The 15928-nt window shown below is 45.9% G+C and carries 17 protein-coding genes; all 17 read right to left on the reverse strand.

What is annotated here, in order from left to right:
- Window positions 1-2: 2 nt before the first annotated feature.
- Window positions 3-1028, reverse strand: a complete 1026-nt coding sequence (locus NMB39_RS20625) for an MraY family glycosyltransferase (protein WP_494340143.1) — start codon at window positions 1026-1028, stop codon at window positions 3-5.
- Complete coding sequence (locus NMB39_RS20630; RefSeq protein WP_494340142.1) at window positions 1025-1990, reverse strand: UDP-glucose 4-epimerase family protein; 966 nt, start codon at window positions 1988-1990, stop codon at window positions 1025-1027. The genes NMB39_RS20625 and NMB39_RS20630 overlap by 4 nt, the downstream gene beginning before the upstream one ends.
- On the reverse strand, window positions 1987-2898 hold the full coding sequence (locus NMB39_RS20635) for a glycosyltransferase (RefSeq protein WP_494340141.1): 912 nt from the start codon (window positions 2896-2898) through the stop codon (window positions 1987-1989). The genes NMB39_RS20630 and NMB39_RS20635 overlap by 4 nt, the downstream gene beginning before the upstream one ends.
- A gap of 18 nt (window positions 2899-2916) precedes the next feature.
- The gene (locus NMB39_RS20640; protein WP_494340140.1) at window positions 2917-3978 is read right to left on the reverse strand and encodes an EpsG family protein; all 1062 of its coding nucleotides are present in this window, start codon (window positions 3976-3978) and stop codon (window positions 2917-2919) included.
- Window positions 3978-4883, reverse strand: a complete 906-nt coding sequence (locus NMB39_RS20645; protein ID WP_494340139.1) for a glycosyltransferase family 2 protein — start codon at window positions 4881-4883, stop codon at window positions 3978-3980. Before NMB39_RS20645 ends, NMB39_RS20640 begins: the two co-directional genes overlap by 1 nt.
- A 20-nt stretch (window positions 4884-4903) precedes the next feature.
- On the reverse strand, window positions 4904-5962 hold the full coding sequence (locus tag NMB39_RS20650) for a glycosyltransferase family protein (protein ID WP_494340138.1): 1059 nt from the start codon (window positions 5960-5962) through the stop codon (window positions 4904-4906).
- The gene (locus tag NMB39_RS20655; RefSeq protein ID WP_494340137.1) at window positions 5959-7248 is read right to left on the reverse strand and encodes an O-antigen translocase; all 1290 of its coding nucleotides are present in this window, start codon (window positions 7246-7248) and stop codon (window positions 5959-5961) included. Before NMB39_RS20655 ends, NMB39_RS20650 begins: the two co-directional genes overlap by 4 nt.
- Complete coding sequence (locus NMB39_RS20660) at window positions 7249-8373, reverse strand: DegT/DnrJ/EryC1/StrS family aminotransferase (protein WP_494340136.1); 1125 nt, start codon at window positions 8371-8373, stop codon at window positions 7249-7251.
- Window positions 8370-8834, reverse strand: coding sequence for an acyltransferase (locus tag NMB39_RS20665; RefSeq protein ID WP_494340135.1), 465 nt, complete (start codon window positions 8832-8834; stop codon window positions 8370-8372). The genes NMB39_RS20660 and NMB39_RS20665 overlap by 4 nt, the downstream gene beginning before the upstream one ends.
- Entirely contained in the window at window positions 8827-9231 is a 405-nt protein-coding gene (locus tag NMB39_RS20670; RefSeq protein ID WP_305492751.1) for a sugar 3,4-ketoisomerase, read from the reverse strand. Before NMB39_RS20670 ends, NMB39_RS20665 begins: the two co-directional genes overlap by 8 nt.
- Window positions 9228-9794 (reverse strand): dTDP-4-dehydrorhamnose 3,5-epimerase, encoded by a 567-nt coding sequence (gene rfbC / locus NMB39_RS20675; protein ID WP_494340134.1) that lies wholly within the window; start codon window positions 9792-9794, stop codon window positions 9228-9230. Before rfbC ends, NMB39_RS20670 begins: the two co-directional genes overlap by 4 nt.
- Window positions 9791-10684, reverse strand: a complete 894-nt coding sequence (gene rfbA, locus NMB39_RS20680) for a glucose-1-phosphate thymidylyltransferase RfbA (RefSeq protein WP_494340133.1) — start codon at window positions 10682-10684, stop codon at window positions 9791-9793. The genes rfbC and rfbA overlap by 4 nt, the downstream gene beginning before the upstream one ends.
- 613 nt (window positions 10685-11297) lie before the next feature.
- Entirely contained in the window at window positions 11298-12662 is a 1365-nt protein-coding gene (locus NMB39_RS20685) for a Wzz/FepE/Etk N-terminal domain-containing protein (protein WP_494340132.1), read from the reverse strand.
- A gap of 336 nt (window positions 12663-12998) precedes the next feature.
- A complete protein-coding gene (locus tag NMB39_RS20690) occupies window positions 12999-13229 on the reverse strand; it encodes a lipopolysaccharide assembly protein LapA domain-containing protein (RefSeq protein WP_494340131.1) in 231 nt (76 codons plus the stop codon).
- Between the two features lie 24 nt (window positions 13230-13253).
- Window positions 13254-13550 (reverse strand): integration host factor subunit beta, encoded by a 297-nt coding sequence (ihfB, locus tag NMB39_RS20695; protein ID WP_003189779.1) that lies wholly within the window; start codon window positions 13548-13550, stop codon window positions 13254-13256.
- Between the two features lie 131 nt (window positions 13551-13681).
- The gene (locus NMB39_RS20700) at window positions 13682-13966 is read right to left on the reverse strand and encodes a lipoprotein (RefSeq protein ID WP_046071546.1); all 285 of its coding nucleotides are present in this window, start codon (window positions 13964-13966) and stop codon (window positions 13682-13684) included.
- Window positions 13967-14124: 158 nt separating this feature from the next.
- Window positions 14125-15810 (reverse strand): 30S ribosomal protein S1, encoded by a 1686-nt coding sequence (rpsA, locus tag NMB39_RS20705; protein ID WP_043047443.1) that lies wholly within the window; start codon window positions 15808-15810, stop codon window positions 14125-14127.
- Window positions 15811-15928 lie beyond the last annotated feature (118 nt).

The raw sequence follows: 15928 nt of genomic DNA on the forward strand, positions 1-15928 counted from the left end.
ACTCACTTTACGTTAGAATGCTCAACTGCGCCCGCGTTAAATCTAACCGCCAAATAAATGAGCGGAGCGTAGGCAAAAACCAATCCAACAAAACCTGTGAATCGAAACTCCATGACTAAAAAAGCAATCGGCAATAACCAAAAAATGTTTATACAAAGCACGGCCATTGTAACAGGTAAATGTCTACCAAAATTACGCGATGCAAACTGGTAAGCATGACTTCGGTGGGCCTCATATACCTTCTCCCCTCGCAGCAATCTGCGAACCAAGGTAAAGGTCGAATCGCAAATGAATATGCCGAGCATAATCAGCCAAGCCCAGATAAAGCCTGGCTCAGCCCATGCCGCTTGGAGCGACAGGATACCCAACGTAATCCCCAGGAAACCGCTACCTGCGTCGCCCATGAATATTTTAGCCGGGGGAAAGTTCCAAAAAAGAAAGCCGGCTACTGCCATCGCAAGTATTGCTGGAGCCCAAATCAAATTATCAAAACCGAAAAAAAGGTAAATGGCGCACATCCCTAAGCAGGCACTGATTGCCTCAACACTGGCTAGGCCGTCTATACCATCCATAAAGTTGTAAAGGTTGAGCATCCATACTAGATAAAATGCTGCAAGCGCATGACCTATCCAACCCAAATCAATAGAAAATCCTAGAATACTGAACGTTGGTAATCCATTGAGCCAAAATAGCGCCCATAGCGCCGCAACAAAATGCCCCAACAGGCGCCAGCGTGCAGCAATATGCCCATGGTCGTCCATGAAACCGATCACTGCGACTAAGCCGCCAGAGCCTAGTAACCCAGTTAGCCAGACATAAGGTTGTACTTGGAGATATCCTAGCAAGACTAAGGAAACCAAAAACGTCATAACAATCGCAACTCCCCCACCCCGAGGAGTTGGAACTGAGTGGGAGCTTCGTTCGTTGGGGACGTCCATAATACTGCGCCGCAACGCGTATCGTCTTAAAACCGACGTCAAAAGCAAAGCTGCCAGCGCAACTACAGGAAAAACATACCAATACTTCATTTATTTCGCTCGTTCAGAAAATGCTCTGCAGTCTTGCGTAATCCCTGATCTACACTGATCACTGGGTTCCACTCCAACATGCAGCGAGCTTTAGTAATATCTACTTGAAGAGAACCACAGAGCCGTTGAGAAAGAGCTTTCTTACCCAAAAACTTAGCGCCAGCTTTCAGCACCCACTCAGGCACAGACAGTAGTCGTGCTGGACTGTTTAACACATTTGCCAATTTTTGTAGTAGTTGCGTAGTGGAAACATCTTCGCCGTCACTCACTAAAAAGGTTTGGTTGCGAGCCGCAGGATGACTGACGCACGTCATAATAAAATCGACCAGATTATCCAAAGCGATCAGACTGCGCTGATTATGTATCGCACCGAATGGCAACGGTATACCTCTTCGTAACCATTTCATCATGCTTTCGAAATTGGCGGCCACACCAGGACCATACACGAGTACTGGACGAATAATTACAACTTCCAGGCCTGTTTCGACAGCGATCAGGCGCAAGCCTGCTTCGGCTTCCATCTTGGAGATACCATACGGGTCAACAGGGGCAGGAACGTCATTTTCACGGTATGGACACCCAGGCCCGGAGCCCTCTCCATTGACCTTTACCGAGCTTATGAAGATAAACCGCTTAGCACCAGCCGCCGCCGCACTGCGCGCCAATTTCAGTGTATATCCGACGTTCACCAATCGAAAAGCACCCAGAGGATCAAGCTCAGTGTCGTTCATGACGTGGACACGTGACGCTAGATGGATCACGACTTCAGCGCCTTCTAACGCATTGTGATGCGTATCGATAGTGGCAAAATCGGGCACAAGATGATAAATCACAGCGCTGAGAGGTTGCGCGGGGACCTGACGGACAATCGCGCCTACCTGATAATCAGCAACGCTTACGAGTTTTTCAATTAAGCGCTTTCCCACAAATCCGCTACCACCGGTAACCACTATTCTGGTCATTTCTTTTGTCTCAAAATTGCCAGTATAACGCACAACACTGTAAATACGATCTTATCGCGTACGCGCCTACGGCATTTATAACCAGAGAAGGCTAGGCGAATGAGGGCGACCCGGCGCAAGCTTATCCAACGTTGCACGAAAGGAGTATTTTCAACACCGACTAACTTGGAAATCAAAGCGGCTTGATTTAGCCACCAACCGTTGAAAACCTGCGATAGGCGAGCTTTAAAGGCTTTTAGGCCTGTATTCACTCCAACCTGATTGTTACTATGCTGCCGATAAAGCATGTGAGAGCGACTATCTATGATCCACTTGTACCCATGAGTACGACTGAACGCATAGCAGTACCAATCATGAAGGGTAACGCTTTGAACTTCCCAAAACTGATTAGAAACATGTTTCTGCAAATCACGAAACAATTCTTTTGAAAAGACATAGGTACAACCAGGCCCAGCGGCCTCGAACAGATGGTCAAATTGCACTTGTGGCTGCGACTTGACGATGAGTTTTTCTTTGCCATCAGGCCAAAATGCGGTGACATTACTTGAATAGCCCTCAGCACCTGCGGAAGACATAGCTTCAACAGCCTCAATTAACTTATTAGGCAACCAAATATCATCTTGATCAGCAAAAGAAAAATAATCAAATCCCTTGAGCGAGGCTTCATTGATTAGCCGGAAAAAATTAGGGGCTGCGCCACCAAATTTTTTGCCCGTTTCAAGGATGAAGACTCGCGGATTGCGCTCCGACAACGCAATAGCCCACTCCTCCGTTCCGTCATTTGAGCTATCAATGCTGATGATCAGCGTTACCGAAACCCCATTCTGATTGAGTATGGAATGAACCTGATCAGATATCCATTTCATGCCGTTATAAGCAGCGAGAAGAACAAGAAAATTAGGACTCACAATATACCTTCGTAAAATTCAAGAAAATATCCAATGATAATCTTCAACCGTTTTCAACGATGAGAAATAGAAAACGGCAGACATCCCCACAAGAGCTAACCAATAGAAAACTCTACTTCTATAGTCAAATAATCGCATCAGCATGACAAAACACGCCATATCGAAAAAACCGAAAATTTCGGCAGACCTCAATGAAAATGAATCATTCCACGAAAGAGAAATCTGCAAAACCAAACCGACGGCAGACAGACTTAAAATAAAGCGCTCGACATCTGTAAGTCGTTGATAAAGCATAATCAAAATCGCCGAAATTAGCGTCATGCGAGAAATAAAGTAGAAGGACAATAAAGACAGTGCACTCGTATGATATTCGCCATTAATATAAGGTGCCAGACGGCTAAACCCAGCTAGACGATCAGCAAAACCAGAAATCAAAGTGCTCAACGCGAAAGCCGAACCTAATAAAATAGCAATACCGACTCGTCCAATGTATCTAAACCCCAACACTACCAGAGCAAAACAGGGGACAAATACTATGACCGAAAGATGAAAACTAAGCGCTAAAATATATAAAACTAGACCCTTGGTTGTCTGCCCTATATAAAAAAATATTATGCCGCAAGAAGCGAACGCTATCGCGACGCCAACACGAACTTGAACCATGTCGTGAACGATGTAGAATCGAGACAAGATCATAAAAAAAAGCAAGTAAGAGAAAAATCCACGCAAGACTATCTTTGAAAATGCTGACTTAGCATACAAGGAAATAAATGCAACGAAACAGAAAAATATATAATCCGGAAAACCAAGCCAATGTATAAAACCGAAAGCAAGTAAGAACCCGGGATCCTTAAATTCTTCAAAAATGGACTCGGATGAGCTGCCGACTCGATATAACCAGTCAATGTAATTTGAATAATCGGGTGCCACATCTGGCGCACGCAGCCCCGCAAAGAGAACCAAAAATAAAAACAAAAGCGCAAACAAAGCGCGTGAAATCACTATTAAATTTTCCTGGCTGCGAACCAAAGAAAAAAAGCTACACATTAAAGCAGTCAAAAAAACCAACAAGTACAACATCAAAATCTGCCTTTAAACATATTTCTCGCTACGCCATCATAGAAAGCTTGGCACAACAACTTCGCAGAGTAAAATTTCCTCTTTGAACACAGGGTATAACAAATAATATAATAAGGAACCTTTCGCGCAAACTCGAGGCGTGTTTGAATACGTGCCTTACTCCATATGGCAAGATAAGCGGCATTTCGGACAATAAAGTAATTCCTAAAGTCGCTGTGTAGCGTAATTCGCTTACCCATCAAAGTTACAAACTCGTCACCAATGCTGTGGCGCATTGTCACAAACGGAGTCAAATATGAACCATAACCTACTGAAGAAGCTCTCTCTCCCCATTCTATATCGACCCAATCAATAAATAAATCTTCCTGCATCAACCCGACCACCTTAAAAACACTAACGCGGATCAATGACCCTGAAGCGATAATATAGTTACTGAGCACAGGTAACGTAGAACTTAAATCAATATCAATTTTCTTAGTGCCAAAAAATGATGGCCTAAGTATAGGGGCAGCATCGCCTGTTTTTTCATCGACGAACACGGGCCCTATTGCACCAACTTTAACGCCCTTATCGAGCAGCTTCTTTTCTTCAGCTAACAATGTTTGAACGGTGCCAGGTAATAACTCACTATCTTGGTCGAGCAGCAAAACGTGTGAATAGCCTTCACTTTCAGCCAACTGAGCACCAACATTATGTGCACGGGCGATACCATAATTATCGTGGAGGGATTTATAAAACAATTTCCGATCATCAAACCTGCCCGCGTAATCCTCAATACTTGACCCGGGGGTATTATCAATAATGTACACAAGCTGCACTTGCTCATAGATGCTGAGCAGCAACCTATCAAGCACGATCAGATCAGGTTTAAAAAGCACTATTACTGCGGCAACGGAAGTATTCATATTTATTTTCTTAAACTTAATTAACGTAAAAAAGCGAATGAATCGAGCATTTTTTTCGCTATCGCTGACCAATCATATGCTTTCACGTCATGCTCTGCATGAGCCCGCATGGTGGCCAAAGCGTGCTGATCCAATTGAAGATAATGCATTATCTGAGAAACTATTTTTTCAACCGTTACCTGCTCAACAATTAACGAATTACTTTTGCTGGCCGGCCCATAATTTGAAATAACTATACACCCCGACGCCAGCGACTCTAAACACGGATAGTGAAAGGCGTTATCTTGAAGGAGTCCTATGGCTATAAACAAATCAACACCGCTATAAAATGCTGCCAGGTTCTCATCTCCATGAGGCACACTCATCTCGATAAAGTCATAGCTTTTCAAAGCTACGTTTTTTGGAAGCTCGAACGCTAATTTTAAAATCAAGTTCTTACCTGTGGTTGCCCTAACTATTTTTACTGCCTCCACAATCTCGTATGTTCCTTTCCATGCGAGCTCTCTACCTATGCAGCCTAATACTATTTGTTCAGAAGGAACCGGCCTAGGAGAAAATTTGAAAATCTCAAGATCAATGCCCGGTTCAACAACACACTTTGCTTTTAGCAGCTTATAACTTTTATATATTTCACCATTAACAATTCGTCGAAGCGGTAAGAAATAAGAAGCTGAAGCCATAATATAGCCAAAAAACCCTATAAAACTTTTCTTATCATAAAAGTCGGGCTCATAGGCTTGAATATAATAAAAACCTTTACCCGTACCTAAAGCACCGAACGCCACCGGGAATGCAGTCAAATTATAGTTTGCCAAAAAAACATCATATTCTTTCCGATGTTTTAGAATAAACAAAAACATTCCTAAGAGGTTAAAAATCCCGCGCACTACCGGCACACGATGAAAAATATTCGAAAACACTCTCACTTTAGCCAGCGTCGGATAATAAGGACTATTGATAAAGTGCGGACCTAAAAAATCAACTTCGTGGCCGCCTTCTATCAACTCACTTGACAGCCTTGATAACACCCTCATCCCACCAGCACTTGAAAATGCAAGCATTGGAATTAAAATTTTCATTGAGAACTCTTCATCGATGTGGCGATCTTACCTTTAGAGTGGGTGCTCAGCGCCCACATTACGCAAATAGCCATGACAATCCAATACAGAAAATAATTGAGTGCATAAGCTTCAACCACTCCGTCAAAACCATGCCATCGAGTGAAGAGCAAAACGAGGAAATACCATGACATAGAAAAAAGTATCTCTGTAACTATGTACAGTTTATACATCGCTTTACCCAGCATGACGTAAGCAAGTATCCAACTTCCAACTTTCATGACATCACCAATAAGCTGAAACGCAAATAAATCTCTCATCGGTAGAAACTGATTGCTAAACAATATATATATAACAAAATCGCGTAGAAAATATACAGCCACGCAGCCTGCGATGACAACAGGGAGCACAACTTTATAACCTTCTACGACTTCTTTCAAAATAGCCGCGTAGCCGAAAAGCTCAGAAAGGCGGGGAAGATAATAAACACCTAGAGTAGTAGTTACCAACAAGAGATATGCACTGCTTAGCCTCCACATTGCCTCCCAATAACCAGCGTATTCTACTCCAAACTCACTTGTTAAATGGTCTCGAATCAATATCTGAGCGATAGGAAGACAAACTGCAGTGGTCAACGCCATTGCCGCGTACTTAGCTAGATTAACAGCTACACCTTTATCAAACCGTCCAAAAAAATATTTAACTCTAAACCATTCTGCATGCCTACATAAAAAAACAGTCGTAACGAAAGCCAGCGCCTGGTATATCCCAAGAGAGACTAAAGCGCCATAAAGCCCTAGAAACCAAGTAAGCAAACCAGTCACTATTAGTGATAAAAAACTACCGCAAATATTAGCGACGACTAATGTTTTTACATCTTTTTTTCCGTTAATAACGGCCATCAACAAAGCATTAAAGGTAAAGAATATCAGGGATAAAGCGACCCACAAAAAGACACTCGCATATTCATCCTTTTTGAAAAAATACACTGACAATCTATTGCTAAATGCCGCAACCATGATACCGACAGAAAGAGAGCCTACCACAGCCAAAGCTGTTGAGGTCTTCCAAACTGCATGTTGCTTACTCGGTTCGTCGACATATTCAGCGGTATATTTAGTAACACCCGTATTAACAGCACCGCTGGAGAGCGTTATGATCATCGTAAGGGCATTCTGTAATTGGCCCAGCGCAGCGTAGCCTGACGGCCCAACATACAGCGCCAAGATTTTGTTAATTCCCAAAAGGGTCAACATTTTAACAACAACAGCTATTCCATTAAAAAAGCTGGTTTTAACAAGGTTCATTTAATTTTTAACCATGAAGCTATTACATGCTTTTACCACTACTTCAGCGTCCTTCAGCGACAAAGTTGGACCGATTGGTAAGCTCAAGATCTGATTATGTACTTTTTCAGAAATAGGGAAAGAGCAGCCCGCCAACTCAGTATAGGCTTTCTGATGATGAGGAGGAATCGGATAATGAATCAAAGTTTGAATTCCACACTCAACAAGGTGTTCTTGGAGCGCTTCTCTTTGCTCGCAAAGCACAGTATATACATGCCACACGTGACTCGTATTCTGCAAAACTTCGAAACTTTCCGACGCAGGCAAAAAAATTGCTGGGTTTTCAATGGATCGGGTGTACAGATCAGCAATTTGGCGGCGATGAGTCGTTTGCTCGTCCAGATATTTAAGTTTTACAGACAAACAAGCTGCCTGAACTTCATCCAATCGGCTATTCACCCCACGGTATAAATTTTTGTATTTTTCGTGAGAACCGTAATTACGTAAAGCCCTCAGCGTCGTCGCAAGCGCTTCATCATTTGTAGTGACTGCGCCTGCATCTCCAAGCGCACCAAGATTTTTTCCAGGGTAGAAACTGAAACCGGAGGCATCTCCCCAATTACCTGCTTTCCTTCCATTCAAGTGAGCCCCGTGGGATTGGGCTGAGTCCTCTAGAACGAGTAGACCAAATCTTTCAGCGACATCCAAGATGGCAGGCATATCCGCAAGACGACCATATAAATGTACGGGCAGAACACATTTGGTTCTGCTAGAAATAGCAGCTTCTGCTTTAAGGGGACACATATTAAAGGTGGTAGGATCCGGTTCTACTAAAACAGGTATCAGTCCATTCTCTGATATAGCAAGAATGCTAGCGATATAGGTATTTGAAGGAACAAGAACTTCATCACCTTCACTCAAGCAACCAAGTTCCTTCCAGGCTCGGATGACCAGCACCAGAGCGTCAAGCCCGTTAGCAACACCAATACAATACTTCGCCCCGCAATAGTCAGCATAGCTCTGTTCAAACTGCTGCAGTTCCTTACCGCCTATATACCATCCAGAATCTATGACTCGGGTGCAAGCGTCGATCAGCTCCTGACGACACAATTGATTGATTGATTTCAAATCTAGAAAACTTATCATTTTTTTAAATACCTAATAATTTTAGCTGGATTACCCACAACGACTGCACCCTCTGGAATATCAGAAACCACTACAGCGCCAGCGCCTACCATCGCATCCTCGCCTACAGTTACTCCCGGCAAGATCGTCGCGTTGGCACCAATGCTGGCACCTCGTTTAATGGTAATACCAGAAAAACTCTTCGGATAAACTTTGGATCGGGGCATAGCATCGTTAGTAAATGTGGCGTTAGGTCCGATGAAAACGTCATCAGCAATCACTGTCCCTTCCCAGAGAAATACGCCCGACTTAATCGTTACATTATTTCCCACCGAGACACCGTTTTCTATTAGTGTATGTGCACAAACGTTGCAATTTTCGCCAATGACCGCTCCATCAAAAATCACCGCAAACTGCCACACCCGGGTGTCTTTTCCGATATTTTTGCTTTTTACGTCAGCAAGTGGATGAATTTTAGGCATGTTTTGTCAACTCCAAAAACACATCATAATTTCGAATATAGTCTTCTTCATCATAATAATCATCGGCTAACACTAAAAGCACACAATCTGCGCTGAACTCATGCATTTCGTGCCAAATCATTTTATCAATGACAATAGCTTTATCAGATGAGTCCAACCAAATTTCATCTTTGTTTATTCCGTCATCCATTTTCATGAGGCAACGCCCTGAAACACAAACGGCAGCTTGAGTGAGCTCCTTGTGAGCGTGAAACCCACGAGGTACACCCGCTTGCGTGCCAGTTAGGTAATAGACGCGCTTTATAGCGAACGGAATACTTTTGTTATTCTCAAGAACAACGAGGTGACCGCGATGATCACCTAACTTCTTGATATCCAAAAGTTTAATTAAGCTCATTCTACAATTACCGATAAGCTTTCGACCCCGGGGGCCTCATCATCTTTATCGCTGACATTATAATCAATAGACCCAGGCCACTTGATGGATAGTTTAGGGTCGTTCCAATGGAGCGCACCTTCGGACTCCTTATTATAGTAACCAGTAGTTTTGTACAAAAAGTGCGTATGATCTTCCAACGCAACAAAGCCGTGAGCAAAGCCCTCCGGAATCCACATCATACGGTTGTTATCGCCGCTTAGCTCCGCGCCGACCCATTGGAGATAGGTAGGAGAAGAGGGGCGGATATCGACTGCAACATCGAATACAGAACCTCTTACAACCCGGACTAATTTTCCTTGGGCGTGAGGTGCACGCTGAAAATGCAGTCCACGTAATACTCCTTTCGAGGAGTAAGAATGATTATCTTGGATAAATGCACTCGGGACGGATAGCCCCAGCTCCTTCAGTGCCACCTGAAATTTCGCTTGATTAAAACTTTCCATAAACCAGCCACGCGCATCCGTGTAAACAGCAGGTTCAATTATCACAACATCTGGAATGAATGTTTGAATCAATTTCATTTTTCAGAAGCCTCTTTAAGAAGTTTCTGCAGGTATTGTCCGTAACCTGTTTTCTTGAGCTTCTCTGCTTGCTCGCTTAGTTGCTTTGGTGAGATCCAACCGTTGTTGAATGCTATTTCTTCGAGGCAAGCGACTTTGAGTCCCTGACGATGTTCAATGGTATGAACAAAGTGGCTCGCTTCAAGTAACGATTCGTGGGTGCCTGTATCCAGCCAGGCAAAGCCTCGACCTAGCATCTCTACAGTTAGTGATTTGTCGTCCAAATAGGCCTTGTTAACATCCGTAATTTCAAGCTCACCACGCGGTGAAGGCTTAATGTTTTTTGCAATATCTACAACACGATTATCGTAGAAGTACAAACCTGTAACTGCGTAATTTGACTTCGGAACTGCTGGCTTCTCTTCAATGCTAAGCGCACGGCCGTCGTGGTCAAATTCAACCACACCAAAACGCTCCGGATCCGAAACATGATATCCGAATACGGTTGCGCCAGAGTTTTGAGACATCGCAGAGCTAAGGTTGTCCGAGAAGTGCTGGCCATAAAAAATATTGTCACCCAAAATCAGGCAGCAAGGATCATCAGCAATAAACTCTTCGCCTATGATGAAGGCTTGCGCTAATCCGTCGGGGCTTGGCTGTTCTGCGTAGGTGAGTTCAATGCCGTATTGGCTGCCATCGCCGAGCAATTTTTTGAAGCATGGCAGGTCTTCTGGCGTAGAGATGATCAGGATCTCGCGCATACCGGCTAGCATGAGCACGGATAGCGGATAAAAGATCATCGGTTTGTCAAAGATGGGCAGCATCTGCTTGGACACGCCCAATGTCAACGGGTACAAGCGCGTACCAGAACCGCCTGCCAGAATAATGCCTTTGCGTTTAATAACCGTCATTCTCTAAAACTTCCTTTAGCATAGGAATTACACCACCGCGCCATTCTGCCAGGTGAATGCAAAAACTCTGACGCAGTTTCTCGGTATTGAGCCAAGAATTCAATGGTCGAGGTTAGGTGAGGGGAACTGCAACGTTGAAATTAGGTTTAAAACCTGTTCCAGAAGAATCAGCAGCGCCATAAATTTGCTGCAATTGATGATCAACTGGAGGGCTCGTACCTAGAGCCCACGGCGTAAAGCTGATAAACCGCAGCTACCAGTGGACCTATCAGCGCCCGCCGGATAGCAACTGGAATAGGCCAACATATAGGATCCGAGCGCTTGAGAGCGACAATCTGACCCGTAACTACGTTACGGCTATCACAACCCGCAGCGGGCTCGGTCACCAAGCTATATATCCTAAGCGATCTCAGCACAGCCCCCGACCTGTCATTTCCTACAAAAGTTTCCCCGTGGCCTACCATTTTTGCGCCAACAACAAATTCAAGATCGAAACGTTCAGCTCGGAAACGCTTTTCAAAACTGCCCCTTCCCCGAGCCTTAAAACGAAGACGCACCATATAGTGACGCTATAAAAAGGGGAGCCCATTGAACATCAATCATCCCATAATGCTCAACTAATTTTGGACAAGCTGGGTTTAGCGCTACTGGTCGATATAACATCGCCCCGCACACGACTACTTAAGCTTATATCTTCATCGGCCCTGGGGGCGCTGCCGGTAACTATCATAATCCTAGCAAGCGCAATAAAAAATGCTAAGACAGCCCCGCCAAACAAACCAAGAGCCATTATCAAAAAACGGTTTGGCTTAGAGGGCGCTAACGGCTCAAGGGCTTGTTGATCGATAGTGACTAGCTTGAGGGTCGACATATCGGTACTCAAGTTACTCAAACGAGTCATCTCTGCACGTAATGACTCGACACCAGCGAGAAAAACATCCTCATTTTTCCGCGCGTTCAGCACTTCAATTTCGCGATTGGTCTCTAGCAACTGAAGCTCCTTTGCGATCTGGGCCACGCGCGGATCGGTGAAATCATCCGATCTACGCTGCCCCAATGCGGTGATCTCAGCTTTAAGCGCCTCAACTCCCATAAAATAAAGTGGGATTTGCTGATTATTTACTTCGGTACGAATCACACTGCCAGCGCCCCCCTTATCAGATTCACCTAACGATGAAGGCGTAGCCGGTTTTTGAATACCCAAGGCTTTGGCAATTCCGATAGCTTCATTCAGTTGAAAGATACGATCGCTGCGTAACGCTTTCAATTGAGCCCGCAAGGCTTTCAACTCGTCCTGCAACTGGGCACGTTTCAATGAATCAGCTTCACGAAACCGGGCTATTTTGGCCTCTTTCTCAACATTGTAATTCGAACGGGCTGAATCGAATTTCCCCTGGATTTCCCTTAACCGATTTTGAACGATTACATTCACATCCGCGCTGATCTGCTCACGTTCAGTCCCAATAGCGTGATCGACTAAACCATTCAGAATCGCAACGCCGTCAATACCTTTAGGATAAGTCATTTCAAGCTTAATATAATTACTCAAAACGTCTTTTTTATTTGGGTCCGGCAGCGTTAACTGAATGGAATTACGGTTGAATGCCTCAAAACTCTGCTCCAGCGTTTCTCCTGGGCGAACGAACCTTGCGAATAGCTTCTGATTGGCTTTGAAGAAAGCTAAGCGAGTATCGTAGGATTCGAGTGCCTCGCCAACCTTGATTAATGCATCCGCTGGTGGCAACTGGTAAATCTCAGAGCGATTCAGTGCATCCAACTCGTTGATGGCCGCGGGGCGCAACACCACATTGATCTTGTATTGTGGCGTTACCAGAAACGCATAGCACACTGCAATCAATGTGACAGCTAAGGTCACTAAGAACAGGAGCTTTTTTTGAAGGAAGACGTTTCTTAATAGCGCTATTAAGTCTATTTCGTCGGAAGATCTTAATGGGGGAACGCGGAAGCTACTACTCACAACAAAAACCTGCCTTCAAAGAGAAACTGCGGGCTCGTTATGCAGGCAAAATTGCGTATTTTTTATTCTAATTGGTTGACCGCCAAAACCCAGCTTCTCTGCCAAATTTTGAGCGCACAAAATGCCTGTTATCGAGAACAGATTCCATTCTGCCATCTCTTTGGTATATTACAAGTCTTGACATGTATGTAAGAAAATTCTGACCCTCCAGTTGAACCGTCTGAACCAGCCAGGCCAAGCATGCGGGCAGTCAGGAAAAACTCAAACAGATCCAATACAAAGAATTTTCTGACAGACGGTCATAAACCGTTTATCAATCCTCTATTCCCAAGACCTCTAGACAATCGCCTTATTCCGACGCCTACGCACAACCACCCCCAACACCGGCCCAATCAACATCCCCACAATCAAAGCCACCACCACAAACACCGCCACCGGCATCTGCGCAGTACTCCAGCCCAGGAACGTCAGCGCAACACCCTGTTGGTTCTCCAGCACAAACGCCAAAACCACCAAAGCCGCCAGCACTGCAATCAATACCGCAATAACGCGCTTAACCCCACGCATAACCTTCTCCTTCCCCAAAAACACTCAGACGCCTTCTTCCTCTTCTTCGTTCACCCGATCGCGCAATTCCTTGCCCGGTTTGAAGTGGGGTACGAATTTGCCGTCGAGGCTGACGGATTGGCCGGTTTTTGGGTTACGGCCTACGCGCGGTGCACGGTAGTGCAGTGAGAAGCTGCCGAAGCCGCGGATCTCGATACGATCTCCGGTGGCCAGGCATTGGGACATTTGCTCAAGCATGGTCTTGATAGCCAGCTCCACATCCTTGGATGAGAGCAGCCCTTGATGGGTGACAATTCGTTCGATCAACTCCGACTTCGTCATATTTTTCCCTTCTTTTTCAAGCAGCTAGGAAAAGCGCTTCGAAGGTTTTAGCATGACTTGATGAATTTGAACAGCCCATGCGTCAACTAATCTGCGGGCAAAATAAACACCTGCTACAAGCGCGGGCACCCTCATTTGCAGATCACCAACATCTTCCGAGTCACGGCACCTGCGGGGTTCCAACCGAACAAGTAGTCACCCTCTTCATCCTTGGCATCACTGGAGCGTGTGACAACCTTGTAGCCCTGCATCTTGCACTCACGGGCAGCACGCCTCTCGCACTTCTCCCACTTATTCCCCAGGCCAGAGCAGTCGATTTCGATACCGCTGGCGCCGCGCTTGGCGTAGGTCTTGGCACTGGTGGAGGAACAACCTGCAAGCACCATCAACGCGAGTATTACAATAATCCTGTTCATTCAAGCCCTTATAGGTCAGCAATACGAATAGCCTTCGTGAAGACTATAGTCAGTTCTGACATTGAGCTGAACGCCTTGGTTCTATGTTGTTGATTCATCAAATTTCAGGCACAAAAAAGGGCGACCGAAGTCGCCCTTTTTCTACAGCTTTACAGAACTTAGTTCTGCTTAGCCATTGCTTCGCGCAGCAGGGAGGCCATGGTGGTCTCGCCTTTTTCAGCTTCCGGAGCGGCTTTCAGGCTCTGGATGGCTTCTTTCTCTTCAACTTCGTCTTTCGACTTGATGGAGAGTTGGATTACGCGGCTCTTGCGGTCAACGCTGATGATCTTGGCTTCTACTTCCTGGCCTTCTTTCAGAACGTTGCGCGCGTCTTCAACGCGGTCACGGCTGATTTCGGAGGCTTTCAGAGTCGCTTCGATATCGTCGGCCAGAGTGATGATGGCGCCTTTAGCGTCAACTTCTTTCACAGTGCCCTTAACGATTGCGCCTTTGTCGTTCTCTTGAACGTACTCGGAGAACGGATCGCTTTCCAGTTGCTTGATACCCAGGGAGATACGCTCACGCTCTGGGTCAACCGACAGGATAACGGTGTCCAGCTCGTCGCCCTTCTTGAAACGACGAACAGCTTCTTCGCCAACTTCGTTCCAGGAGATGTCGGACAGGTGAACCAGGCCGTCGATGCCGCCGTCCAGACCAATGAAGATACCGAAATCGGTGATCGACTTGATGGTGCCGGAGATTTTATCGCCCTTGTTGAACTGGCCAGAGAAATCTTCCCATGGGTTAGATTTGCACTGCTTGATGCCCAGGGAGATACGACGACGCTCTTCGTCGATGTCCAGAACCATAACTTCCACTTCGTCGCCGACTTGTACGACTTTCGAAGGGTGGATGTTCTTGTTGGTCCAGTCCATTTCGGAAACGTGTACCAGGCCTTCCACGCCTTCTTCCAGCTCTGCGAAGCAGCCGTAGTCGGTCAGGTTGGTAACACGCGCGGTTACGCGAGTGCTTTCTGGGTAACGAGCCTTGATAGCAACCCATGGATCTTCGCCCAGCTGCTTCAAGCCCAGGGAAACGCGGTTACGCTCACGATCGTACTTCAGAACCTTGACATCGATCTCGTCGCCAACATTGACGATTTCGGAAGGATGCTTGATACGCTTCCAAGCCATGTCGGTAATGTGCAGCAGGCCATCGACGCCACCCAGATCGACGAATGCGCCGTAATCGGTGAGGTTCTTGACGATACCTTTGACTTGTTGGCCTTCCTGCAGGGATTCCAGCAGAGCTTCACGCTCGGCGGAGTTCTCTGCTTCCAGGACGCTGCGACGGGAAACGACAACGTTGTTGCGCTTCTGATCGAGCTTGATGACCTTGAATTCGAGTTCCTTGCCTTCCAGGTGCGTGGTGTCGCGCACTGGACGAACGTCGACCAAAGAACCTGGCAGGAACGCACGGATGCCGTTAACGTCGACAGTGAAGCCGCCCTTAACCTTACCGTTGATAACGCCCTTGACCACTTCTTCAGCTGCGAAGGCTGCTTCGAGAACAATCCAGCATTCAGCGCGCTTGGCTTTTTCACGGGACAGCTTGGTTTCACCGAAACCGTCTTCAACCGAGTCCAGAGCAACGTGAACTTCGTCACCGACATTGATTGTCAGATCACCAGCATCGTTGTAGAACTGTTCCAGCGGGATCAGAGCTTCAGACTTCAGACCAGCGTGAACGGTTACCCAGCGAGCTTGGTAATCGATATCAACGATAACACCGGTGATGATGGAGCCTGCCTGAAGGTTCAGGGTTTTTAGGCTTTCTTCAAAGAGTTCCGCAAAGCTTTCGCTCATTTTAATTCCTGTTGATAAGGGCGAAGAATACGCCCATCTCCACACCCCAGACGGTATGGGTCAGTTTCAATTAGAAGAAGCACCGCAGGACTATGACTGGTCCCCTGCAGCCTTCTTG

Source organism: Pseudomonas sp. FBCC-B545, assembly GCF_059134095.1.